We start from the raw sequence: 22,697 nt of genomic DNA, 5'->3' as shown, positions 1-22,697 counted from the left end.
CCGGCCGAGCGGGCGCTGGCGAGCGCCTTGAGCTTGCCGACGCGAAAGCCGCGCTTGTCCATGGTGGCAATGAATTCGGCGCCCACCGCACCGGTGACGCCGACAATCGCGACGACGGGATCGTTACTCACTGTGTCCTCCATTGATTTGAGAATTCAGACAACAAAAAAGCCCCGGACCAACGAGGGCGGGGCTTCGGTAGAGTGGATTGCGTTCTAGTCGACGACTACACGCGCACGCCTCCCCGGGCCCCGAAGGCCGTGGTGGTTTTCGTCGTGCGTTTGGTGGTCGTGAACATGGCGGGAGCTTATGCGGGAGAGTTTTGCGCCCGTCAATGGCTTTTCGGCGGGATTGGGGCTGCCGCTATTTAGTCCGGGCGCCCGGCGGTTCGAGGATGACCTCCTTGAGGTTGTCGCCACTGATGACGACGATCGCGAAATTCAGCCGGCCGCGTTCGCGCACCAGCCCGCCGCTGATCGCCTTGCCTGAGGCCGCGCGTTCGGCGACGTGCACGGCATCCGCAAGCCGATGCTTGATGGCACCGAGCGCTGCGAGGTTGCTGCGGTCGTCGAGGTCGAGCTCGGCGAGAGGGAGGGCGGCTTCGCCGCCGACGAGCTCACCAGTCGCCGCATTGATGGTGTGGCGCCAGATCCGGTCGTTGTGCAGGGTCTTCACCCGGTAGACCGGCACACCGGAGGCTCCGTCGAAACTCACATCCGCCGTGGTGGCACCGGCGTGGCGGGCTTCCGCAATCGCCATGGCCTGGTTGATCGAGATCGACGAGCTGCGGAAGCGCTCGATCTCGCGACTGACCGCTTGGCGGTCGGCCTCAGCGTCACCATCTGTGTCGCTGTGAAGGGCGGTCGGCGTGCCCGTGCTCACGATCGCCCGCACCGGCGCCGCGAGGAGGAGTGCGGACAGGGCGATCGCGAGCAATCCCGAGATACGTCGTTTGGCTGTCGTCATGCTCGAAACCCTCGGCCAGCGAGTGTGCCGGATGATCGTAAAGAATTTGCGGCCGACCTTGGGCATCGGTCGGCCGCTGAGCGTCGTGACGGGCTGTACCGCCGCGGCGATCGAGGCGGTGCGGACCTCTTGGGGCTGGTGAAAAAGCGATCCGCATCGCCCTATAACTAAACCATACCGTATCGTTTTGTTTTGGTCAACGGCGCGGGCGCGGGATTCACTGGAAAGATCGCAATCTCACGGAATTGTCAGCGGGATGGGCGCCGCCGCCGCGTGGTCTTGGCGGCGTCCTGGAGGCGGTCCGGGGGGCCAAGCGCTCCGGCCAGGAACAGCTTGATGGCAACCCGCATACGCTTTTCGGCGTCTTTCAGCTCGAGCGTCGTTCCGAAGGTCGCCATGCGGTGGGTGTGTCCCACGACGACGTCGAGAAACACCTCGGCTGCGATCGTGGTGTCTTCCATGTTGAGTGCGCCTTGCGCCACCAGATGGTCGAAGAAGCGTGCCGTGGTGGCGACGGCCTTGAGCCAGCCTTCCTCCTTGCCGAGCTTGGCGATCTCGGGGAAGTTGATGGCCTGCGACGTCATCATGCGGCTGAAGGCGACGGCATCGGGACCGCAGGTGAATGTCAGCATCTCGCGCCCGATCTCGACCAGCCGCTGCTCGACCGAGATGTCCGAGGGGCTGCCGAGCTGGGTCTCGGCGGCCGCGGATAGCGGTGCAAGCCATCGCGCGATCTCGCGCCGTAGCACGGCGGCGAACAGGCCGCGCTTGTCGCCGTAACGGGCATAGACGGTGGGTTTGCTCACTCGCGCGGCTTCAGCGACTGCATCGAGCGAGGTCGCGTCAAAGCCGCGATCCAGGAACAGGCGGGTGGCGACCTCGATCAGCCGCTGATCGCGCTCGATCGCGGCGCTCTTCGTCGGCCGGCCGCCGCGCGATTTCGGCACCTCGCGCCGCTGAGCTGCCGGTCTTGTCCTGGTCGCAGTCAATCCCATGCCCAATGATTCCTGCGCGGTCGTGACATCCGTGATTGCTCTATAACGCGCAGCAACGGGTGCGTCATGGCTAATCTGGCCGAATGGGCCTCATCGTCAACCGTCCCGGCACGGCCCCGTTCCTCGGCGAGCGCTCACGGAAGCGTCGAAGTCCAGGCTTGGCCAGACGCCGCCTTCTCATATCCGTACTGATACAGCGCCCGCATATAGGCGGTGTCGAACCCTTCCGAGGGAGCCGCCGGATAGTCGCGCGCGATGTAGGAGAGATGGAAGCCCAGGCGGTTGCGCCTGGCAAAATCATAAGTCGAGAAGATGATCGAACGGGTCTGCGACTGGGTGATCGACGACAGGCTGCGTGAGGCGACGTCGATGGTGCTGTTGGAGACAAGCTCGAAATTGCGTTCGATCTTCTTGTTGACGAGGATGTAGATGTCCAGCTTCGCAGGGCCGGGAAGGCGACTGCCCTGGAACAGCAGGGCTTCCGGCAGCGTCAGCACCGGGGCGGTCACGCCGCCGTCGACATGCATCTCCTGAAACCTGCGGCCCTCGCCTTCGGCGTCGATCATGATCGGCGGAAACACCAGGGGGATGCTGGCGGAGGCCGCCATCACGTCGCGAAACAGCTTGAGCGCCTCGGGCGTGCCGACCGCGGCGATTTTGCCCATGTCCCAGATCGCGGTCCGCTGGGTGTCGAGATCGGTGGTCACCACCAGCAGCCTTCGGCCCTTGGCGTTTTCACGGGCGACCTGCGCCATGATCTCGGGCCCGACATAGCGGGCGACGAGCTCGCGCAGCCGCGTGTTGCCGAACAGGCCGGATCCGAACAGCACGCGCATGATGCTGGGATCGCTCAACAGGCTCTCCGCGACACCGCTGGTGTAGACCTCCTTCAGAGTGTCGTCATATCGCGAGCCGAGAAACGCAAAGGGCGCGATCAGGCCGCCGGTGCTCACGCCCGAGACGACCGAGAAGGTGGGACGGGTTCTGGCCGCGGTCCAGCCGTTCAGCACGCCGACACCATAGGCGCCATCGGCACCGCCGCCTGACAGCGCCAGGTAGGACTTCGTTGCGGTGCTGGTGTCCTTCTCGAAGCTGAATTTCGTGATGGGTTCGTCGGCGTAGCGCCGGAGGCCGTCGATATCGAGGACGCGCGACGTGCTGGCTTCGGTGGCCGTATAGGGCGTGCGGGGCAGGGAGGTGCAGGCGCCGAGCGCAAGGCTGCACGTCAAGACCAGCAATCCGAACAGGCGGGCGCCGGTCTGCCTTGTCCAGCCATGCGAACGGGCGGACGGAACAGTCGAACTTGAAGGGAAGGGCATTGGCGGTGGCTGGCGATCACGCATCTACCGCCGCCGGCAACATTGCCGCGGCAGCTCGTCCAGCCCCCAGGGTAAAACTACACTGTATCGTTTTGTTTAACAAGCGCCGCCGCCGCACAATTCCGTGTCCCCAATATTGGTGTCCGTTGTCCCAGTCTGATGCATAAGCTGGCCGAGGCATCGCCTGGGCGGGTTGATCGGCCTGCTCCGACACGCAATAAGCACCGTCATGAATCGTCCTGACACCGGTCTGCCCAATCATTTCGAACTGCTCGCCACCGATGGCGCCGCGCGCACCGGGCGCCTGACTACGCCGCACGGCGTGGTGCGCACGCCCGCCTTCATGCCGGTCGGTACCGCTGGCGCGATGAAGGGCATGCACTGGCGCGAGGTGCGTGAGGCCGGTGCCGACATCGTGCTCGGCAACACTTATCATCTGATGCTGCGTCCCGGTGCCGAGCGGATCGCGGCACTTGGTGGCCTGCAGACATTCACCGGCTGGAACGGGCCGATGCTGACGGATTCCGGCGGCTTCCAGGTGATGTCGCTGGCGGATCTGCGCAAGGTCAGCGAGCAGGCCGTGACCTTCCGTTCGCATATCGACGGCGCCAAGGTCGAGCTGTCGCCGGAGCGCTCGATCGAGGTGCAGCGTTTGCTCGGCTCCGACATCGCCATGCAGATGGACGAATGCGTGCGACTGCCCGCCGAGCGCGCCGACATCGACCGCGCGATGCAATTGTCGCTGCGCTGGGCCGAGCGAAGCAAGCGCGCCTTCGAGAGCGCGCCCGAGGGCTACATGCTGTTCGGCATCGTGCAGGGCGGCGACATACCCCAGCTTCGTCATGCCAGCGCCCAAGGCCTCGTCGAGATCGGTTTCCATGGTTATGCCATTGGCGGTCTCGCCGTCGGCGAGCCGCAGGCCGTGATGCTGGCGATGATCGACGAGACAGCGCCGCTGCTGCCGAAAGAGCGGCCGCGCTATTTGATGGGCGTCGGCACACCCGACGACATCCTCGAGGCAGTCAAGCGCGGCATCGACATGTTTGATTGCGTGATGCCGACGCGCAATGGCCGTCATGGCGTTGCCTTCACACGCTTTGGCCAGGTGAATTTGCGCAACGCGCGCCACGCCGACGATCCCCGTCCGCTCGACGAAGAGAGCTCCTGGCCGTCGGCGCGCAGCTACGTGCGCGCCTATTTGCATCATCTCGTCAAGGCGGGCGAGACGCTGGGCGCGATGCTGCTGTCCGAGATCAATATCGCTTACTACCAGTTCCTGATGCGGGGCATCAGGGACGCGGTCGCACAGGGCACGTTCGAGGAGTTCTATCGGCGTACGCGCGATGACTGGGCGAGGGGCGATATCGCCCCGCGCTAGGTCAATTGCGCAAGGTCGGATGCAGAGGAAACGTCAGTTGCAGAGAATGCGCTGCTTGACGGCGTGCTTGGTCACGAAGCCGTAGCCGCAATTGTCGCAGGTCCAGAGATAGCTGATCAGGTGTTCCGACACATACGCAGAACCTTCGGCGGCGACCATGGAGTCGGCGCAGACGGGACAGGTGGGCAACTCACTGCACCGCGGAGCGCGGTTCGATGCGACGGTCGACAACACTTCAGCGACTGCTGACATCGTGGTGACCTCTCTGCTTTGAGACCTAAGTCTAACATAAGCAGAATCAGTTGACGAGGTCGCAACACAAATGCGCTGGTTTTCTGATAATTACTGCTCACGTGATTTTGCGATGCAGCGTACTTAACATGTGCCGCAATGTCGCTTGCGTGTCGCCGCAGGCTGTCTCTAACTGCGCAAGAGCTGCAACAGAAGCACAAATCGTCGCCACAGGGAGTTCATCATGGACGCATCGTCCACCACGGGTGCAGCGCACCAACCCGGCCGCGGCCGGATCTATGACTCGATCGTCGATGCTTTTGGCGACACGCCGATCGTGCGCTTGCGCCAGTTACCGGCCATGCACGGCGTGAACGCGACCATTTTGGCAAAGCTTGAATATTTCAATCCCGCCGCAAGCGTGAAGGATCGCATCGGCGCGGCCATGATCATCGCGATGGAGAAGGCCGGCATCGTCAAGCCCGACACCGTGCTGATCGAACCCACCTCCGGCAATACCGGAATCGCGCTGGCCTTCGTCGCGGCGTCGCGCGGTTATAGGCTCAAGCTGGTCATGCCGGAGTCGATGTCGATCGAACGGCGCAAGATGCTGGCCTTTCTGGGCGCGGAACTGGTGCTGACACCCGCCGCGCAAGGCATGAAGGGCGCGATTGCGACAGCCGAAGAGCTGTTGAAGACGACGCCGAATTCGGTGATGCCGCAGCAGTTCAAGAATCTCGCCAATCCCGAGGTGCACCGCCGCACCACCGCGGAGGAGATCTGGAACGACACCGGCGGCAACATCGACTTCTTCGTCGCCGGCGTCGGCACCGGCGGCACCATCACCGGCGTCGGCCAGGTGCTGAAGCCGCGCAGGCCCTCGCTGCGCGTGATCGCGGTCGAGCCGGAGGAGAGCCCGGTGCTGTCGGGCGGCCAGCACACGCCACACAAGATCCAGGGCATCGGTGCGGGCTTCGTCCCTGACATCCTCGACCGCTCGGTGATCGACGAGATCGTGAAGATCAACTCGACGACGGCGATCGAGACCTCGCGGGCGCTGGCGCGGCATGAGGGCATTCCGGGCGGCATCTCGTCGGGCGCCGCGATCGCCGCGGCCCTCGAGATCGGCAGGCGGCCGGAAGCTGCGGGAAAGACCATCCTGGCTATAGTGCCGTCCTTCTCCGAGCGGTATCTTTCGACGGCTCTGTTTGAAGGAATCTAGGACATGGCGGATCAACCACCGAGGCGGCCGCGGACGTTGGGCGACGCCAGGACGGAGGCCGAGGCGGCGTTCAAGAAGGTGACGGCGAAGATCGCCGCAGCACCGCCAAAACAGAACGTGGCGCCGGGGGTCAAGGAGCAGGTCACGCTGCGCATCGACCAGGACGTGCTGGAGCATTTCCAGGCCGGCGGTCCCGGCTGGCAGGACCGCATCAACGAGGCCCTGCGAAAGGCCGCGGGGAAGTAGGCACCAAAGGCTGAGGGACTCGCAACGAAAAAGCCCGGCGCGAGCCGGGCTTTTGTATCTGCGATTGGCGTCGCCTCAGCGGCGGAACATGCCGCCCATCATGCCGCCGACGACACCGCCGACGAAGGCTGCTCCGGCAGGATCGCCGCCGCTGCTGCGATGGGGAGCCGGTGCGGGCGCGCTGCTGGCCGCGGGGGCGGCGGCCCGGCGGGCTGCCTTCTGGCTGTTGTCGCTCGCGGTCGGCGGGCCGGCCACAACCTCCGAAAGCAGAGCCTTGTGCTGGAGTTTGTTCAGGTAACCCGACGCGGGATAGCCGCGCGCCGCCTGCCACCGCTTGAGCACCGACCGGGTCTCCTCGCTGAACACGCCTGTCTGTTTGTTGTCGAAGCCGAGCCCGCCGAGGCGACGCTGAACGTCGCGGCGCAGGTTCTTGTCGAGGCCGATCTGGTCCTCGGTAAGCTGGGTGGCCTCATCGGTGAAGGTCGCGGGATCGACGCCAGCGGTGAGGGTACGCGTCGCGGTCGAGGGGCCGCTCTTGATGGCCGCGAGGCGTGCCAGCGCCAGCGCCTTGAACTGACCGTTGGGGTAGGCGGAGAGGTAGGCGTTGAGCTCTTCCGGCTTGTTGCTCTCCTTCACCGAGCGCCAGTATTCGAGCTCGATGCCGTCCGAGCTGCCGCCGGTCGCCATTGGCGCGCTGCCAGCAGCCGTCGGTGCGGCATTGGCGACCTGGGTCGTCGGAGCCTGGTTGAGATAGACCGCGCCGGTCAAATTGGTGTGGCCCCAGGGCAGCTGACCCTTGTGGGTCTCCTCGTTGACCTGGGCGCGGACCGACGTCATCGCCTGCTGGATCTCGACACCGGGCTTGGTGATGTTGTCGATCAGCGCACGGGTGAACGGGCTGTTGTTGCCCTCCTGGCCGTCGAGCGCGGTCTGGCCCGGGCCGGTGGCGAACGCGATTAGCGTGCCTTCGCCGGACTTCATCTCGGCAAGACCGCTCTGCACGTTGACGCTGCGGGTCGCGGAGTTCGACTTGATCTTGGCGGCGAACGGATTGTCGCGGCAGGCGTCAAGGAAGACCAGCTTGACCTTGGCGTCGCCCATGGTCTGCTCGAGCGTCAGATCGATGTTGATGGCAGCACCGAGCTTGACGTCCATCTCCGACTTGATGTCGGCATCGACAGGCAGAAGATAGTTGGAGCCGCCGACCGCGATGCCGTGACCGGCATAATAGAACACTGCGACATCGGAGCCCTGCGCCTTGCGGCCGAAGTCCAGCAGCTTCTCCGTCATCTGATCGCGCGAGAGGTTCGAACCTTCGATCACCTCGAAGCCGACATTGCGCAGCGTTGCCGCCATCGCCTTGGCGTCGATCGGCGGGTTCGGCAATTGTGCGACGTTCTTGTAGGTGCCGTTGCCGACGACGAAAGCCACACGGCGGTCGGCCTTCGCGGCACTGACCGACAGTGCCATGCACATCAGCGACGCGAGGAGGGTGAGAGTGCGCATCTGGAATCCCCAACAGAATCGAATTGCAGGCAGCAACAAATTGGCAACGAACTTACACGAATTGCCCGACTTGGCGCCACCAAGACTTGGCACACCAAACGGCAGTTCGTCGCGTTCAACCCGCTGCTGTGTGGCAGAATGTGCACGATGGAAAGCCCCTCCAACGTGATCCAAATCACACGGCCACTTGGTTTTGTCGCACGAGGCGTCGGGAGGTTCAGCGCGCGCGGACAGGAACCGGCGAAGCCGGCTTCAAATTCAGGAGATTGCCGCAGAGGATCAGCGCCGCGCCGAGCACGGTCCAGGCATCGAGCCGCTCGGAATAGAGCAGCCAACCGACGGTCGCCGTGAGTGGAACCCGCAGAAAGTCCATCGGCACCACAATGGTCGCATCCGCGTACCGGAGCGCGCTGGCGAGGCAATAGTGCGAGAATGTGCCGCAGACCCCGATGACGAACAGCCAACCCCACAGGGAGGTTGACGGCCAGGTCCAGACATAGAGCGTCGGAAGCAGGCCCACGACCATCTGCACGACGATCATCCAGAACAGGATCGATAATGCGCTTTCGGTCCGGGTCAGCGATTTCGCCAATATCATGGAAATGCTGAAGCCGATCGCGGCTCCCAGTGCGATCAGCTGGCCCGGATTGATCTCGCCGGTGGCGGGCCGCACGATCATGACCACGCCGACGATGCCGAGTACGATCGCGGATACCTTCCAGACGGTCATGCGCTCGGACAGGAATGTTGCGGCCAGCAGCGCCGTCCAGATCGGCATGGTGAATTCGATCGCGACGACCTGGCCGATCCCGATCAGCGTCAGTGCGTAGAACCAGCCGAGCTGTGCGAAATAATGGACCCCGTTGCGTGCGAGGTGCTGGGGCAGGCGTTTGGTCGCGACCGCCTTGAAGCCACCGGCCCGGTAGATGATCGGCAGCAGAAGCGTGAACCCGATCACCGAGCGCACTTCCATAATCTCGAAGACGTTCAGCTCGCGCGTGGTCTCGCGCCCAGCGACCGCCATGACCAGCATCAGCGAAAGCCAGCCGGCCATCCACAGGGCAGCCATCGTTTTGGACGGTGTCGTGTTCATCGGCGCAGGTGTGGGAGGCGAGGGTCCTGAGGGAGAGCCGGTATCAGCGACATCGTCGCCATTTGCAACGGCCAAATCTGCCGGTGCAGCGATGCATGGCGGCGTGCTAAGGCATCAGTGAACAACGAGAACAATCGGGAGATATTCGCTCATGGACATCTTGCAGCCGGCCGAGTGGAAAAAACCGCGCGGCTTTTCCCATGGTGTCGTGGTCGAGGGACCGGGCCGCTGGGTGATGCTGGCCGGGCAGACCGGCGGCGACGAGACCGGCAATTACGCGCCTGACATGGCAGCGCAGGTCGGGACCGCGTTGAAGCGGATCATCAAGCTCCTGGGCGAGGCCGGCGCCGGCCCCGAGCATATCGTTCGTCTGACCTGGTACCTGACCAGCCGCAGCGAATATGAGGCAGCCGGGGCCGGCATCGGCACGGCCTGGAAGGAAACGCTGGGGCGCAATTTCCCGCCCTCGACCTTGCTCTACATCGGCGGTCTCGTGGACGACCGGGCCAAGGTCGAGATCGAGGTCACGGCGTTCGTGCCGGGCACATAAAAAATCGACCCGGCGAGATCGCCGGGTCGATTGTCAATCTACTCGTATCGGCTTAGCGCGAGAGCGAGATGTTGGCGCCGCGGAACTGGCTGTCGGCGCGCATCGTGACGTTCTGCTTGTTGCCGGATGTCTTGAGCGAGATGTTGGCGTTGAAGCCGGCGGTGGAGGCGAGCAGCTCATAGTTTCCGCCGGCGCCGCGGCCGGAAAGGGAGCCGCTGATATTGCGGCTGGCCTCGGACCAGCTGCCCGCGATGGCGCTGCCTTCAGCCCTGACGTTGGCGCCGAGGTTGAACTTGTAGGCGTCGCTGGCGCAGGTCAGCGACAACTCCATAGTCGGTCCGATCGGAGCGTATTTGGCCCGGCAGCGGATCCGCTCGGTCGAGCCGTCATCCAGAGTGACCGTGCCTGAGCCGCTCCAGCTGCCGGCCAGCGGGGCGAACGGGCCGGACTGGGCCTTGCTCTCGGAGTTGGCAATTCCGGCCGCAAACATAACGGCGGCCGCGATCAGCAACCGCCGGCCCAGACCGTTCGTCACGATTTTTCTATTGGCGCGATGCTTCCCACCGCCCGCTGCACGGTATGCCTGCAGATGCTCCATTCCACTTCCCCGATCCGGCGTTGCCGCTGAGTTGACCGTTGGCATATGCACCATTGATCGAAACTTTCACAAGTCCCCCGCTGCCGATGGTGCCGGAAACGTTAGCGCCCGGCGCGGTGATCTTGCCGTCGGCAACCGTCAGCAAGGAGCTTGCAGTCGGCTCACAGGAACCGCTCTTGGTCACGATGGTGACCTGCCAGTTGCCGTCATAGGGAGTCTGGGCGAAAGCGGGCGCGGCGAGGGTGAAAACTGAAGCGGCACAGAACGCCGCAATGCGAGCAAAACGCATAAAATCCGTCCTTGAATTTGTCTGATATGCTGACCCTTATTCGGGCCAAATGTGACGGAAATTTGGTGCGGTGCCAAATCGAAAATTGTTCCTGTGGGAACAATGGTTTATTTGGGTTTCCGGCTGCAATTTTGGAAGCAGAATCAACGAGCCCTCACGTTAAGGGTAAACGTCAGGACAGCGACTCAGGAAAGGGGCTTAGGAAAGGGGCTTTAGGAAAGACTTGGCGCCGAGGTCGCGAACTGCTCGTCCTGAGTCTTGGACGGCAGCGCCTTGTGGACCTTGGCGTAATCGATCACGTCGGCCAGCAATTTGAGCCCGAGCGGGGCCAGCGCGCGCTCCCATAGCTCCCGCGCCGTCTCGCCCTTCTTGACGAAGCACCACTCCTGGGCCGCGATGGCGCCGGCGTCCATGCGGTCGGCGAGGTGATAGATCGTGCCGCCGGCGATCGGATCGCCTTCCTTGATGGTCCATTCCACGGCCGCCTTGCCGCGGTGACGCGGCAGCAGCGAGGGATGATAGCCGATCCCGCCCAGCTTCGCGGCCTCGAGCGCGTCCTTGCCGATCCGGGCGTGGCTGTGCGCGGTGACGATCAGATCGGTGTCGGGGGCGATCTCGGAGGCCACCACCAGTTTGGGGTTGGCCTGGACCACGACCCCGATGCCTGCCGCCTTCGCTGTCGCGGCGAGACGATCCTCGGCGTCGGCCACCACGACCCGCACGATCGAGACACCGTGCTCCCGGAGCATGTTCAGGGTGGTCACGCCGAAATGGCGGGAGCCGACGAGGGTAATGCGCATGGGTGTCCGATCCGTCTCGCAACTGCGTCATCTCCCGATAACACGTCCGGAGGTCCTGTCACCACCCGCGCCGGGTTTGCGCCGGTTATCAACAATGCACCGGGCGAGGGGTGCGCGATCAACTCCGCGATTGCGGCGTCGGCCGGTCCGGTGCTTCCATGCGCGCATGGCATCGGCTCGGAGCGAACGCATGCGGAGCGCGTGGTTTGTCCTTCTCGCGGCCCCGGTCGTAACCGTTGCGGCGCGCGCTGGCGGACCACCCTATCCGGCGGTTCCGCCCGAGGTTGGGGTGGCACCGTTCATCGGCCCGACCTGGGACACCTATCGCTGCGCGGAAGGGCCGGTCATCAATTTTGATCACGGCGCCTATTACGGCCAGGAGCCGCCGGCACTCTATCGCGGCTACGCGTACCGGCCGCATTACCGCTACAGCGCCTACCGTAGGCTGCCGCGCAAATATTTTTGCGTTTCGGACTAGCGTGGCCGCGCCACCACGGTCGGGCGGCAAGTGGAGATAGGCCGGTTCCTGTGTTTCGTTTTTAGCAGAGTGATCCAGGATTTGCCGGTAGAACGTGGACCCACCGGGGCTGGCGACATTTCAACCCGCATCCGTTTTCGAACCCGGATTTGGCCGCTGGCGTAATTGCCAGCGGCTTTTTCGTGCTCGGCCATCACGAAATCATCTGACGGTAACATGATCTCAACCAGCTTGGCGTATCGACGAATCCGTCGCGGATTTGTATTGCGTACCGCGACACCGAGATTGTCCCGCCGGCGTGGGTGCGCCGTGCGGGCTTTTCCGCCGGGACCTATTTCATGCCGAGCGCGATTGAGCAGATCGTCGACGTCTATGTCCGACTGAAGAACCGGCGCGGCCTCGACGAGCTGATGATGCACAGACAGCGGCTTGCGGTCGATCTGAAGAGCAGATCCGGCTACGATTTCAGCCTGCCGATCGGCCAGATCGACGAGGAGATCGCGATCATCGAAGCCGGCCTCAGCCGGCTCAAGTCGGGCGATATCGCAGCGACGGATGACGGCCGGCCAGTTTGACGCTCAGTCGCGCCGGCCGCCGTCGATGACGGTGAACAACGGCCGCGCCGAGGTCGGCTCGACCAGCAATTCCTCTACCAGCGCGGTCGCCGCATCGACATATTTGCGCGTCGGCTTGTCGAGGGGGCGCGTGGCCTCGTCGTCGAGCGCGACCTTTGCGGCCTCGACCAGCTTGCGCATTCGCGCCGCGTGGTCATCGCCCGCCGTCAGCGTCGCGCGGGCCAGCGAGCGCAGCACGAACAGCTCGCCCTCGAGGCGGAGCAAACGGTCGTTGAGCCTGGTGAGGACGGCGTTGAGGTCGGCCATGGCGCGCGTTCGTTGCGGAAGATCCATCCTGCTCTAGCGGCGATCGGTGAACGGAGTCCAAACGGCATCGGCGCAATTGGGGCGATCTCCCCCTCAAGTCTCGGTCCGCGCCACATAGTCGCGTGCGAAGGCGAGATACCAGTCGAGGCAGGCGGGATTGGCCATCGCCTCCCGGTTGATGACCTTCTCGACGGGCTGGCCGAGCAGCAGCTTCTTGATCGGCAGTTCCTGCTTCTTGCCCGAGAGCGTGCGCGGAATTTCGGCGACCGCAAGAATCTCGTTGGGCAGGAAACGGCGCGAGAGGCCGGCCTCGATCGCCTTGTTGATCTTCGCCTGCATTGCGCCGTCGAAGGCGACGCCTTCGCGCAGCACCACGAACAGCGGCATGTAGCTGTCACGGCCGAGATATTCGAGATCGACGACGAGGGAATCCAGCACCTCGGGCAGGGCCTCGATCGCGGAATAGAGTTCGCTCGTGCCCATGCGCAGGCCATGCCGGTTGATGGTGGCATCGCTGCGGCCATAGATGATGCAGGAGCCGTCCGGGTCGACCTTGAGCCAGTCGCCATGCCGCCACACCGGCCCGCGGCCGCTGCCGTCGAAATTGTCCGGATAGGTCTCGAAATAGCTCGCCCGATAGCGCGCATCGCCCTTGTCGTTCCAGAAATAGAGCGGCATCGACGGCATCGGCTCGGTGCAGACGAGCTCGCCGACCTCGCCGATGACGGCGCGGCCCTGTTCGTCGAAGGCTTCCACGGCAGCACCCAGCAGACGGCACTGCATCGCGCCCGGCGTCTGCGGCAGTTCGCGATTTCCGCCAATGAAGGCGCCGGCGAAATCCGTGCCGCCGGAGATGTTGGCCCACCAGATATCGGCCTGCGCCTTGCTGCCGTTGGCTTTCGAGAGCGCCGCGAAGCGGTCGTTGAACCACGCTTGCGTGTCGGCGCTCAGCGGAGAGCCGGTCGAGCCGAGACATCGAAGCTGTGAGAGATCACCGGCGGCGGCGAGATCGATCTCGGCCTTGACGCAGTTGGCGAAGAACGCGGCGCCCGCACCGAAGAAGGTCGCTTTCGACTGCGCGACGAAGCGCCACAGTGTGGTCCAGTCCGGCTTGTCTCTGGCGCCGCCGGGGCTGCCGTCGAAGATGCAGCAGGTGGTGCCGCTGAGCAGGCCGCCGACCTGGCTGTTCCACATGATCCAGCCGGTCGAAGAGTACCAGTGATAGCGCTCGCCGAACGAGTTCTCGTGGTATGAGCAGCCGAGATCGTTGTGCAATCCCAGCAGCGCCAGCACCACGATGACGATGCCGCCATGGCCGTGCACGATCGGCTTCGGCAGGCCGGTGGTACCGCTGGAATAGACGATCCAGAGCGGATGATCGAACGGCAGCCAGACCGGCTCGAACGCGTCGATCTCCGCGCCCGTTGTTGCGACGATCTCGGAGAGCAGGGCGTCCGCCGCTGCGGGCGCGACGGCCTCGCTGTGCAGGATGACGTGCTCGACCGTCGGCAGCGATCGCCGCAGCTCGGCGAGGACGTCTTTGCGATCGTGCCGGCGGCCGGCATAGGTGACGGCGTCGCAGGCAATCAGCACTTTGGGTTCGATCTGCTTGAAGCGGTCGATCACGGCAGGCGCGGCCATATCGGGCGCGCACACGCTCCAGACCGCGCCGATGCTGGCGCTCGCCAGGAATGCGATGATGGTCTCGGGGATGTTGGGCAGATAGGCGGCGACGCGGTCGCCGGGCTTGATGCCTTTTGCTTTCAGGTGCAGCGCGAGCGCGGCCGCCTTGCGCCGCAGCTCCGGCCAGCTCGTCTCGTAAAGCTTGCCGTCCTCGCCGCAGCTGACGATCGCGGGCAGGCCGGCGGCGTCAGCCGCATCCACATGGCGGAACACCTGCCGGGCATAGTTGACCTGGGCGCCAGGAAACCAGATCGCGCCGGGCATCTTGCGCTCGGTGATCACCGCCGCAAACGGCGTGGGCGATTGCAGATCGTAATAGTCCCAGATGCTGTGCCAGAACCCGTCGAGATCGCGCACCGACCATTGTCGCATGTCTTCGTAGGTCGCGAAGGTGAGGCCGCGCTGCTCGGCGAGCCAGTTGCGGTAGAGGGCGATCTGGGGAACGAAGGGTGAGGTCATTGCGGATCGATTTTGATTGCAGGGAGAGGAGTGTAGCCGGCGATGGAACGAAGTAGAAGTCGCAGTTCGCGCAGCCGCGTCTGGCTCGCCAAATCCGGGCGATCGCCTTTGAGCCACCAGAAGTTGCCATTTCGCCGGGAACGCGTATGCACTGCGTCTGGGATCATAGTGTGAGACATTCAAATGACGATGGAGCTGAGGGGCGCGAGTGGTGAGGGATTTGCGACTGGTTTCCTCGGCTGCGCCTGGTTGTGGCGGCCGACAAGGCCGTGACGGTACGGCTGACGAGCGACGAGATCGTCAGATCGTTGGGTGCATCGGCGGACGGATATGCGCGACACGATGATATCCGCGATGTCGAGATCGTTTCCATTCGTACAGAAATTCACTCTCTTGCATCTGCGCCGACTGATGTGCACGACGCCTATCTTCGACTTCATCTCCTGAGCCACCGGCTCGTCCAGCCCCATTGCCTGAATCTTGAAGGAATTTTCGGTCTTTTGCCCAACGTTGCCTGGACGACACTCGGTCCCTGTGAATGCTCTCGTGTCCCGGAAGCGCGAATGGTGGCGCGAAAGCGTGCCCTCGCGTTTGAGGTGGCAGGCATCGATAAGTTTCCGCGCATGACGGATTATGTGACGCCTGCGGACGTGAGAATTGCAGATGCGGACCGTGTAAGGCTCGGAGCCTACCTGGCGCCGGGCACAACCGTCATGCATGAGGGCTTTTGCAATTTCAACGCCGGTACGCTCGGCCCCTGCATGGTCGAGGGCCGCATTAGCGCCGGTGTGGTTGTGGGAAGCGGCAGCGACGTTGGCGGCGGAGCATCGATCATGGGCACTCTGTCCGGAGGAGGGAAAGAGAGGGTCACAGTTGGTGAGCGCTGCCTGATCGGAGCCAACGCCGGCATCGGCATTTCATTGGGTGACGATTGTATCGTCGAAGCCGGCTGTTATGTCACGGCGGGCGCGCGCATCCTTCTGGAAGATGGCCGAATCCTGAAAGCCAGAGAACTATCAGGCCAGAAGGGCCTTCTGTTTCGTCGTAATTCCCAGAGCGGTGCGATCGAGGCAACCAAACGTACGCCAAATTGGGAGGGCCTCAACGCGCAACTTCACAGCTAGGCCACGACGGCCGCAGCGTTGCTCCCTGGCCGCCGTCGCAGAACAGCCTCAGCTTGCCGGCTTCGTCGGTTGGCCTACCACGGCACCCCGGCCCAGCGCCTTCCGAACACGGGTGGCTTGGCCTTCACCGCTTCCCAGCCGAAGAAATGGTGCTTGCCGGACCAGGTGTGCACCACGCCGCTGCAGATCCTGCACTTGAAGCTGCCGGAATGCACTTCTGCGTGCTCCTCCCTTGTCGCGGTGTAGTTCATGCCGCAACCCGCGCAGGTGAATTCTTCGATCGTCCAGATGGTATTGGCCATTGCACCGAAAGTGGTTTGGGGGACCTCGATGGAAGCGTAGGTGCGCGCCTTTGCATCGGCGTAAACCGGTTGGACGAAATCCGGTTAACCGTCGTTAATGCTCCGCATGTCGCGGTCGATGCGCATCTGTACGCGCCTGATGGCGAGCAACGGCAGCCTGCCTTGCACGCGCCCGGAGCGGGCCCTGTCGCCGACGGCATAGGCGTAGCGCCAATAGCCCGGTGCGGCGTTTGGCTTCAGGGAAAAGTGGATGCCGCGGTGAATTCCCGCATGTGCGACGGGCTCTCTGGGGCGGCGTGCCATCGTCTCGGAATGCCGAATGGCCCGATGCGTTCCTAATCACCGGCTCGGGCCGGCCCGGTCGTCTTGACGCCGGGTGCGCGGCTGGCAATAACGCTGGGCCGCGCAAATGCCGGAACCCGCGTCAATGCCGCAAGGAAAGCCGTGCCCGTGAAAAGTCTGCGTCAGCTCCTGACGGGCGAGGACATCATCCAGCTCGTGATCCGCGTCGGCCTGCTCGGCCTGCTGATCATCTGGACCTTCCTGATCATCCGCCCCTTCGTGCCGATCCTTGCCTGGAGCGGCGTGCTCGCGGTTGCCTTCTACCCGGCCTTCAGCTGGGTCGCCAAGATCCTGGGCGGCCGGCCCAAGACCGCAGCGGCGATCCTGACCCTGATCACGCTCGGCATCGTCATCGGTCCTGCGACCTGGCTCGGCATCAGTGCAGTGGACGGCGTGCGCGAACTGGCGCACCAGCTCGGCACCGGCGACCTCGCGCTTCAATCGGCGCCGGAGCAGCTGAAGTCGTGGCCGGTCGTTGGCCCCTGGCTATTCGACCTCTGGGAGCAGGCTTACAACAACATCCGCGCGGTGCTGCGCGAGGTGGCGCCGTATCTCCAGCCGCTGGCGGGACCGCTCTTGTCGCTCGCGGGCGATGCAGGCGTCGGCACGCTCCAGTTCTTGGTCTCGGTATTCGTGGCCGGCTTCCTGTTTCCGCACGGGCCGAGGCTGGTTGCGGCCGGCCGCGGTTTCCTGTTTCGCATCGTGCCCGAACAGAGCGAGCATTTCCTGGGGCTCGCGGGCGCGACCATCCGCGCCGTGGCGCAAGGCGTGATCGGCGTCGCGATCGTGCAGGCATTGCTCGCCGGCATCGGCTTCAAGCTTGCCGCGGTGCCGAGCGCAGGCCTGCTCGCCTTCATCGTGCTGCTGCTCTCGATCGTGCAGATCGGCGCCTTCCTGGTGCTGCTGCCGGTGATCATCTGGATCTGGACCGCCAAGGACGTCACTACCGCGCTGCTGCTCACCGTGTTTCTCGTCGTCGTCGGCTTCCTCGACACCATGTTGAAGCCGCTGGTGATGGGGCGCGGCCTGACCACGCCGACCATCGTCATCTTCGTCGGCGTGATTGGCGGCACGCTCGCCCACGGCATCGTCGGGCTGTTCATCGGCCCCATCATCCTGTCGGTGGCCTGGGAGATGATGATGGCCTGGATCAGGACGGAGGACCGGGCAGAGGCGGGGTCGAGGGCGGGGACGGCGGCGGGCGAGGGCTGATCCGGCGCCTCGAACGGCGGGATCGGCCTGCCGGGTTCAATCAGACCTGGCGGCGTTGCCCCATATGATCAAGATCGATCCCGAACTTGTCTATCGGACTAGACAAGTTACCATGGGCTCGATTCTATTTTCGATTACGGCGGACATGGCGAAGTCTTCCAAACTGGTTGCCGCCAAGCGCGGCAAGGTCTTGTTGGTCAGACGGCGGTCGGACGGCCTGTGGATGTTTCCGGGCGGCCGCAAGCGGGCGCGCGAATCCGACAAGGACTGCCTGCGGCGGGAAATCAAGGAAGAGCTGCCCAAGCTGAAGCTCGGCCGGATCAGCCTCTGGAAGGAAGTGACGACCAGGAACAAGCGCTCCGGCCGCAAGATGAGCGACGCGATCTTCATCGCCAAGGGCGCCAAGGGCAGGCTCGCGATCGGCGACAAGCACGAGATTGATCGCGCCGTCTGGCAGAAGCCGCGCGGCATCCGCCTGACGCCGACCTCGCGCTACATCCGCGACCGCCTGTTTCCGCGGAAGCGCGGGTGAGCTAGTCCCCGTCGTCCTCCGATGAGAGCTGTATCCGCCCGGTGTGGGCCCGCGAAAAATTGGCGCGCGCTTGCGGCGCGGAGATCCTGGCCATTTCGGTTTCGCGCTGCTCCTTGCGAGCCTGGCGCGCGCGCTTCATGGCCTGCTTGACCTGAGGGTTCGGCGAATCCTCCGCGAAGAACAGCACCACCTCGCAGCTCGGACATTGCCTGGAATAGCCGTCCTGCAACCGTCCCGCGCGGTCGCGGAACACGGTCTTGCAGCGCGTGCACTGAATCTGGACGAAACTCATGCGCGGTCGATCGACAATGACTGATGGAAATGGATCGTCAGGTGATCCCAAATGTCTGAAGAAAGCTTGAACGCGTCGGCGACCTCAAGCCGCTTGAACAGCCGCCTATTGCTTGGCCGCTATCGTGTCCAGGCAATGGTTGAGATAGACGGTGCGATCCCTGGGCAGCACCTTCTCGAGATCCGCCTTCAGCGCACATTCGCGCTGCCGCATCTGCTCGGCCCGCCGCTTCTCTGCCGCCTCGCGATATTCGGGTGCAACCTTGTTGGGATCGACGAGAGCCTGCGAGCGGGCGGGAGCCGTCACGGCGAGTGCAATGGCGGTGATGATCATGAACTGTTTCAAATGAGCCTCCGTAAAAGGCTCATCCTAGCGCTCGGGCTGCGAGAGCTCAAACGGCAAGTTCGGCGAGACCACCGGCAGCGAAGTTGAATCGTCTACCTGAAGTTGGGACTAGGGGAAGTCCCTCACTTCGGGACGTGGTCGATCTTGTGGCCGAGATGCCCGGTGTCGTGATCGCGTCGCAACTGGCTGAGCGATGTCTCGTTCAGCTGGTGCAGGACCTCGCTGAGTTCAGTCGTATCCGGATAACCGGCAGCAAAACCCTTGCCGTAGATCTTGCGCAACGTACCGACCAGCGTGTTGCCGTGCTTCTTGCTGATCGCGCCATCCTTGTCGCGGTGGCGATGATCCAGGCCCGTGTCCTTCATGGCTTTCTCCCTGAGTGGCGTCTGCGCGCCTGGAGAGAGCGTGCTCCCAAACGAGTTGATTGGCAACGGCACGGCGTGCGGCAGTTGAGCCTCGTCAAGGTGTGGAAAGATCGAAGGACGTGTGAAGCAGTTCACAAGCGATGGCCGAGATCGCTGCTACGAAGGCCTCATTGCTTCACCAATTGATATTTTGAAAACGCCCCAGCGCTCCACCAGGCGCTGGGGTTTTCACGTCGATCGTTGCAACCGCCAGAGCGCGCGACGCGCGGTCGGTCGGGTGCTTTCCGAATGATGCCCAAGGCGGGCGGACTACGCGGCTTGCTCCTCGAACGAGGTGTAGACTTGGCCCCCTGGACCAATCACCTGAACGCCCCAGCACCCGTCGGCGATAAGTTCCTTGGCCTTCTTGAGGGCGGCGGTGAGTGACAGCCGCTTGAGGCTGACGATTCCTGCCGTGTCGAAACCGCTGATTTCAAACATGCCGCTCCTCCCTGTTTTGTCGAATCCTACACTTTTTGAGCGGGTTGTCTCGCGGCTTTTGGGGCAGGGGCCGGCGCACGAACACACGCTGGCCAAAATCGCGAAAACAACCCCATGCACAGTAGCTAAGTCCTGCTGGCGCAACGCTTTCTTTTTGGCACACGGCGGTCTTGCATCCGGCGGAGACGCCGGTTGACGCGTCGGGCAAAACAGGCGTAGTGTGCCAACTTCGGAAAATCCGCTTCGGGCCGAGGCGGCGTCCCGGGCTCGGGAGGAGCTCTCGCATCGGCCTGCGAGTTATGTCTGTCGCACGACCCCGTAGTCGGCCGGGGCGGCGGGGTCTGCGGCAGGCCGCGGCCGCTAACGTGAAATTAAGCTGAAAAGCCGACAATTTTAGACAGTTGTAGATGGGTGCTGCGTAAGGGAGCCGTCGCGAGGACGTTCCGGCGACGGCTTCCTGTTGCTCGCTCATTTGGGGTCAATGCCATGACCGCGACTTTCGAAACGCAAGGCCTTGTCGAACAGCTCGACCCTGCCGCACTGGCTGCGGCCATCGCCGCCGACGAACCCGCAAGCTTGGACGCTCCAGAACCCGTCAAGCGGTCCAGCCGGACGTCGGTTATGACGCTGTCGGTGTGTGCGCTGGCCATCAACGGCGCGGCGGCGATCTACACATGGCCGTCCGGCTTGCCGTCGCTCAATCTGAGCAGCCTGGCTGAGTTGCTACCGCGGCAAGAGGCTTCAGCGCCAAAGCCGGATCCGGTTGTCGCTGCCTTGAAGGATATTCAGTCGACCCAGCAGCAACACACGGCTTCGCTGCAGGAGAGCAACCAGGCATTGCAACAAAACGCGGCTGTGCTGCAGGCGGATTCGATGGTGCTGCTTTCGCTGCGACAGAGCATCACGGACGAACGGGTCGATGTGAGGAAGGTATCTTCGCAGCTGTCCACACTGATTGCGAAGATCGACTCGCTGCAAAATGCCATGATGTCGGACGTCACGTCCTCCGTTCGACGAGCGCATGCGCGCTACGGACTGTCCGCCGCGATCCGTAAGCGGATCGCCCGGCAGTCGAAATCTATCGGGCCAGTTTCGGTGGGAGGAGCTCCGCTGAGCACGCCGGCTACGGTGTCAGCTCCGGAGAGCTGAAGGTAGGTCAGGCAAATCATCTGGGGCTGTGTGCGCCATCGCGGCCGGGTTCGCGTTGACGGGCTGGCGGGCCCTAACCCAGTTTAAGCGGCCGTTGTGCGGCGATGCCTGGTTGGATAGAATAAAGCCTGTGTCAGCGTCAGTTGCGTCCGACGGTCATGATTACGTACAAGCAGTACCATATCGAACGGCTTGAGCACGGGCCCAAGCGCTGGGTTGCTCGCATCACGCGGACAGACGGCCAGAACCTCCGCACGATTTTGCCAGCGTCCGAGCGCCCCTACCTCGATACGAAGCCGACAACGTCCGCCGAGGAAGCTGAGGCGCTTGCCAAGGAAGGCATCGACTTCGGCGGCGTGGTGTAGTCCGTCGTCGCGGTCCTGACTTTCATTCGCGAGCTCGCCGTTGGGGTCGTCCGTCTTCGCAGCGGGCTTTTATCCGAAAACTATTGTGGCTCGGCCGGCTTGTCTCGCTCATGGCTCTCGGCTTCGGCGGCCGCGCACGCATCCATGCCATGGCATTTGCTGAGATAGTACCGAGCGCCTGCGAAGATCGAGCAAACGATCACCACGGAAACCAGCAGGAAGATCATCCACCGTCGATTCAACATTTCCACGACCTTCTGCACCCTCCATCCAACGCGGCCCGTTGGCCTGACCGGCCCAACCAGGCGAGGCGAAAGGTCGACAAGCTCAAATCAGACCTTGCGCTTCGGATTCAGTCGAGCCTCACGCTCCAGCCGCTCGGACTTCAGGCGTTTGAGGTTTTCCTGAAACTCCGGAGTGGCTTGACTGTCCGCTATTGTCTGTCTCGATGCTATCGGATTGAGGGTCCTTCGATCGGCTTCGTCCGCGATTTGTTGCTCGGCCGACCGTTTGGGTTTGATCATTTGCTTTTTGCCTTGAGGCGAGATTGACCAAGCGGGCGCCGGTCAAATCATTTTCGATTTGGCCGATCGCGTCGAACGTTCTGGAATTCCTCGGGTCCCTTGACGAGCCGCCGCTTGCGGCTGGCCTGGTCATCCGGGCTCGCTTTGTTGTCTTTGAGCTTGTCGATCGCTTTACCCGCCATTTCCCGAGCCCGCTCGGACGAGGCCTTGGCGGCAGACGTAACCGCGAGGGCGGGGGCGGGTTTGCCCAAGCCAATATCGACCAGCCGACGGATGGATTCAGAGCGAGCCGGAGTGTCTTCCTGCCGCGACGCCCATGCGTCGATCTGAACGACAGTCGCCTCCGGCCAGCGCGTGCCGATCTGGACGCCCTGACCAGTAGCGGGGCGGCCGCGATGCTTTTTGGCACGAATCTTTTTTGCTGGTTTCATTTTATTTGGTACCAAAAAATCAGGCGGAGGGGAAGGGCGAACTTCCGATAACTGTGCCTGCTTGATCACTGTCACCGCAGTCCCCACGCAACATGTCGATCACAGATTTGAAGTCAGGCGGCGCCCCGTAGAGGGAGCGCCAGTTGTACAGCAAACGGTCGGGAAGCATTGGCCCGGATGAAGGCCTGCAAGGCCGGCGTGATCTCGGCGCGCCCTGTGACGCGCTCGGCCAGCTCGTCAGCGATCTCGCTGGTCGCATCGCGAGCCCGGCCCTCGATCGCGTTGAAGGCGACGATATGGACCGGATAGGCGTACTGCCCGGAGAGCAGGTCGCGGATGATGGCCTCGACGTCGGTGTCCTGCTCGTCGGTCTCCCGCCAGGAGCAGCCGGCGCGCGCGCCCAAGTCTTCCAGCACAAGGTAAATCTCCCGGTCGAGCCTATCCAGCGGCACGATCGACGGCGCATGACGCATGACGCAACTCCTACTCAGGGAGCAATTGCGCTGCTGGCGGATCGTTCCGGCCGTCGGCCGTGCGCCT

31 protein-coding genes and 1 pseudogene are annotated in these 22,697 nt (G+C 63.6%); 11 read left to right on the top strand and 21 right to left on the bottom strand.

Annotation, left to right across the window (positions count from 1 at the left end):
• The 4 genes and pseudogenes from FXB41_RS28995 to FXB41_RS28980 form a co-directional block, all read right to left on the bottom strand.
• A pseudogene (locus FXB41_RS28995) lies at positions 1-143 on the bottom strand (aspartate-semialdehyde dehydrogenase); the annotation flags it as partial.
• A 220-nt stretch (positions 144-363) separates the two neighbouring features.
• The gene (locus FXB41_RS28990) at positions 364-966 is read right to left on the bottom strand and encodes a PepSY domain-containing protein (protein ID WP_007590739.1); all 603 of its coding nucleotides are present in this window, start codon (positions 964-966) and stop codon (positions 364-366) included.
• A gap of 248 nt (positions 967-1,214) precedes the next feature.
• Positions 1,215-1,961, bottom strand: coding sequence for a TetR/AcrR family transcriptional regulator (locus FXB41_RS28985; protein WP_219684156.1), 747 nt, complete (start codon positions 1,959-1,961; stop codon positions 1,215-1,217).
• Between the two features lie 134 nt (positions 1,962-2,095).
• A complete protein-coding gene (locus FXB41_RS28980; RefSeq protein ID WP_219684155.1) occupies positions 2,096-3,304 on the bottom strand; it encodes a patatin-like phospholipase family protein in 1,209 nt (402 codons plus the stop codon).
• Positions 3,305-3,509: 205 nt separating this feature from the next.
• On the opposite strand from FXB41_RS28980, the gene tgt reads away from it, so the two are divergent.
• Positions 3,510-4,658 carry a tRNA guanosine(34) transglycosylase Tgt gene (gene tgt / locus FXB41_RS28975; RefSeq protein ID WP_219684154.1) on the top strand — a complete coding sequence of 383 codons (1,149 nt, stop codon included), beginning with the start codon at positions 3,510-3,512 and terminating at the stop codon, positions 4,656-4,658.
• Between the two features lie 33 nt (positions 4,659-4,691).
• Here tgt and FXB41_RS28970 read toward each other — a convergent pair whose 3' ends face one another.
• Positions 4,692-4,910: a hypothetical protein gene (locus FXB41_RS28970; RefSeq protein ID WP_007590746.1), complete on the bottom strand. Its 219-nt coding sequence runs from the start codon at positions 4,908-4,910 to the stop codon at positions 4,692-4,694.
• Positions 4,911-5,133: 223 nt separating this feature from the next.
• Between FXB41_RS28970 and cysK the strand changes: the two genes are divergently transcribed.
• Positions 5,134-6,111 carry a cysteine synthase A gene (gene cysK / locus FXB41_RS28965; protein WP_007590747.1) on the top strand — a complete coding sequence of 326 codons (978 nt, stop codon included), beginning with the start codon at positions 5,134-5,136 and terminating at the stop codon, positions 6,109-6,111.
• A 3-nt stretch (positions 6,112-6,114) separates the two neighbouring features.
• Entirely contained in the window at positions 6,115-6,357 is a 243-nt protein-coding gene (locus tag FXB41_RS28960) for a BrnA antitoxin family protein (protein WP_007590749.1), read from the top strand.
• A 75-nt stretch (positions 6,358-6,432) separates the two neighbouring features.
• On the opposite strand, the gene FXB41_RS28955 is transcribed toward FXB41_RS28960, so the two are convergent.
• Both FXB41_RS28955 and FXB41_RS28950 read right to left on the bottom strand, forming a co-directional pair.
• A complete protein-coding gene (locus FXB41_RS28955) occupies positions 6,433-7,863 on the bottom strand; it encodes a caspase family protein (protein WP_007590751.1) in 1,431 nt (476 codons plus the stop codon).
• A 217-nt stretch (positions 7,864-8,080) separates the two neighbouring features.
• Complete coding sequence (locus FXB41_RS28950; RefSeq protein WP_007590753.1) at positions 8,081-8,956, bottom strand: DMT family transporter; 876 nt, start codon at positions 8,954-8,956, stop codon at positions 8,081-8,083.
• A 151-nt stretch (positions 8,957-9,107) separates the two neighbouring features.
• Here FXB41_RS28950 and FXB41_RS28945 point away from each other — a divergent pair, with 151 nt between their 5' ends.
• Positions 9,108-9,506: a RidA family protein gene (locus FXB41_RS28945; protein WP_219684152.1), complete on the top strand. Its 399-nt coding sequence runs from the start codon at positions 9,108-9,110 to the stop codon at positions 9,504-9,506.
• Between the two features lie 52 nt (positions 9,507-9,558).
• Here the strand turns inward: FXB41_RS28945 and FXB41_RS28940 are convergent, their stop codons facing one another.
• From FXB41_RS28940 to FXB41_RS28930, 3 genes are all read right to left on the bottom strand, one after another.
• Positions 9,559-10,104, bottom strand: coding sequence for a hypothetical protein (locus tag FXB41_RS28940; protein ID WP_007590758.1), 546 nt, complete (start codon positions 10,102-10,104; stop codon positions 9,559-9,561).
• Positions 10,049-10,393, bottom strand: coding sequence for a hypothetical protein (locus FXB41_RS28935; protein WP_007590760.1), 345 nt, complete (start codon positions 10,391-10,393; stop codon positions 10,049-10,051). The genes FXB41_RS28940 and FXB41_RS28935 overlap by 56 nt, the downstream gene beginning before the upstream one ends.
• Before the next feature lie 212 nt (positions 10,394-10,605).
• Positions 10,606-11,193, bottom strand: a complete 588-nt coding sequence (locus tag FXB41_RS28930; RefSeq protein WP_007590762.1) for a formyltransferase family protein — start codon at positions 11,191-11,193, stop codon at positions 10,606-10,608.
• A gap of 190 nt (positions 11,194-11,383) precedes the next feature.
• On the opposite strand from FXB41_RS28930, the gene FXB41_RS28925 reads away from it, so the two are divergent.
• Positions 11,384-11,671, top strand: a complete 288-nt coding sequence (locus tag FXB41_RS28925) for a hypothetical protein (RefSeq protein ID WP_007590763.1) — start codon at positions 11,384-11,386, stop codon at positions 11,669-11,671.
• Positions 11,672-12,009: 338 nt separating this feature from the next.
• Positions 12,010-12,246 carry a hypothetical protein gene (locus FXB41_RS28920; RefSeq protein WP_026233472.1) on the top strand — a complete coding sequence of 79 codons (237 nt, stop codon included), beginning with the start codon at positions 12,010-12,012 and terminating at the stop codon, positions 12,244-12,246.
• A 3-nt stretch (positions 12,247-12,249) separates the two neighbouring features.
• On the opposite strand, the gene FXB41_RS28915 is transcribed toward FXB41_RS28920, so the two are convergent.
• Positions 12,250-12,552, bottom strand: a complete 303-nt coding sequence (locus FXB41_RS28915) for a hypothetical protein (protein WP_007590765.1) — start codon at positions 12,550-12,552, stop codon at positions 12,250-12,252.
• A gap of 93 nt (positions 12,553-12,645) precedes the next feature.
• Positions 12,646-14,694: an acetoacetate--CoA ligase gene (locus tag FXB41_RS28910; protein WP_219684151.1), complete on the bottom strand. Its 2,049-nt coding sequence runs from the start codon at positions 14,692-14,694 to the stop codon at positions 12,646-12,648.
• 251 nt (positions 14,695-14,945) lie between these two features.
• Between FXB41_RS28910 and FXB41_RS41795 the strand changes: the two genes are divergently transcribed.
• Positions 14,946-15,818, top strand: a complete 873-nt coding sequence (locus FXB41_RS41795) for a DapH/DapD/GlmU-related protein (RefSeq protein ID WP_376707518.1) — start codon at positions 14,946-14,948, stop codon at positions 15,816-15,818.
• Between the two features lie 74 nt (positions 15,819-15,892).
• On the opposite strand, the gene FXB41_RS28900 is transcribed toward FXB41_RS41795, so the two are convergent.
• Positions 15,893-16,120, bottom strand: a complete 228-nt coding sequence (locus FXB41_RS28900) for a hypothetical protein (RefSeq protein WP_219684149.1) — start codon at positions 16,118-16,120, stop codon at positions 15,893-15,895.
• 444 nt (positions 16,121-16,564) lie between these two features.
• Here FXB41_RS28900 and FXB41_RS28895 point away from each other — a divergent pair, with 444 nt between their 5' ends.
• Together FXB41_RS28895 and FXB41_RS28890 are read left to right on the top strand one after the other, a co-directional pair.
• Entirely contained in the window at positions 16,565-17,674 is a 1,110-nt protein-coding gene (locus tag FXB41_RS28895) for an AI-2E family transporter (protein ID WP_219684148.1), read from the top strand.
• Positions 17,675-17,819: 145 nt separating this feature from the next.
• On the top strand, positions 17,820-18,206 hold the full coding sequence (locus tag FXB41_RS28890) for an NUDIX hydrolase (RefSeq protein WP_219684146.1): 387 nt from the start codon (positions 17,820-17,822) through the stop codon (positions 18,204-18,206).
• Between the two features lies 1 nt (position 18,207).
• Here FXB41_RS28890 and FXB41_RS28885 read toward each other — a convergent pair whose 3' ends face one another.
• The 4 genes from FXB41_RS28885 to FXB41_RS28870 form a co-directional block, all read right to left on the bottom strand.
• The gene (locus tag FXB41_RS28885) at positions 18,208-18,498 is read right to left on the bottom strand and encodes a Zn-ribbon domain-containing protein (RefSeq protein WP_219684144.1); all 291 of its coding nucleotides are present in this window, start codon (positions 18,496-18,498) and stop codon (positions 18,208-18,210) included.
• Between the two features lie 105 nt (positions 18,499-18,603).
• Positions 18,604-18,831, bottom strand: coding sequence for a hypothetical protein (locus tag FXB41_RS28880; RefSeq protein ID WP_198288291.1), 228 nt, complete (start codon positions 18,829-18,831; stop codon positions 18,604-18,606).
• Between the two features lie 134 nt (positions 18,832-18,965).
• The gene (locus FXB41_RS28875; protein ID WP_007590794.1) at positions 18,966-19,208 is read right to left on the bottom strand and encodes a hypothetical protein; all 243 of its coding nucleotides are present in this window, start codon (positions 19,206-19,208) and stop codon (positions 18,966-18,968) included.
• Positions 19,209-19,517: 309 nt separating this feature from the next.
• The gene (locus FXB41_RS28870; RefSeq protein WP_007590796.1) at positions 19,518-19,688 is read right to left on the bottom strand and encodes a hypothetical protein; all 171 of its coding nucleotides are present in this window, start codon (positions 19,686-19,688) and stop codon (positions 19,518-19,520) included.
• 486 nt (positions 19,689-20,174) lie between these two features.
• Here FXB41_RS28870 and FXB41_RS28865 point away from each other — a divergent pair, with 486 nt between their 5' ends.
• Positions 20,175-20,837 (top strand): hypothetical protein, encoded by a 663-nt coding sequence (locus FXB41_RS28865; RefSeq protein WP_219684143.1) that lies wholly within the window; start codon positions 20,175-20,177, stop codon positions 20,835-20,837.
• Positions 20,838-20,995: 158 nt separating this feature from the next.
• Positions 20,996-21,202 (top strand): hypothetical protein, encoded by a 207-nt coding sequence (locus tag FXB41_RS28860; protein ID WP_007590800.1) that lies wholly within the window; start codon positions 20,996-20,998, stop codon positions 21,200-21,202.
• Between the two features lie 80 nt (positions 21,203-21,282).
• Here the strand turns inward: FXB41_RS28860 and FXB41_RS28855 are convergent, their stop codons facing one another.
• The 4 genes from FXB41_RS28855 to FXB41_RS28840 all read right to left on the bottom strand — a co-directional run bounded on the left by FXB41_RS28855 (position 21,283) and on the right by FXB41_RS28840 (position 22,630).
• Positions 21,283-21,465, bottom strand: a complete 183-nt coding sequence (locus FXB41_RS28855; protein ID WP_157158529.1) for a hypothetical protein — start codon at positions 21,463-21,465, stop codon at positions 21,283-21,285.
• Positions 21,466-21,534: 69 nt separating this feature from the next.
• Positions 21,535-21,726, bottom strand: a complete 192-nt coding sequence (locus tag FXB41_RS28850) for a hypothetical protein (protein WP_007590801.1) — start codon at positions 21,724-21,726, stop codon at positions 21,535-21,537.
• Between the two features lie 47 nt (positions 21,727-21,773).
• The gene (locus FXB41_RS28845; RefSeq protein WP_245285851.1) at positions 21,774-22,232 is read right to left on the bottom strand and encodes a hypothetical protein; all 459 of its coding nucleotides are present in this window, start codon (positions 22,230-22,232) and stop codon (positions 21,774-21,776) included.
• Between the two features lie 38 nt (positions 22,233-22,270).
• Positions 22,271-22,630 carry a hypothetical protein gene (locus FXB41_RS28840; RefSeq protein WP_219684142.1) on the bottom strand — a complete coding sequence of 120 codons (360 nt, stop codon included), beginning with the start codon at positions 22,628-22,630 and terminating at the stop codon, positions 22,271-22,273.
• Positions 22,631-22,697 lie beyond the last annotated feature (67 nt).

Origin of the sequence: Bradyrhizobium canariense (genome assembly GCF_019402665.1) — a bacterium.
GTDB classification, from domain to species: Bacteria; Pseudomonadota; Alphaproteobacteria; order Rhizobiales; family Xanthobacteraceae; genus Bradyrhizobium; species Bradyrhizobium canariense.
Note: the sequence above shows the minus strand (reverse complement) of the source record. Positions and strands in the feature narration are given on the sequence as shown.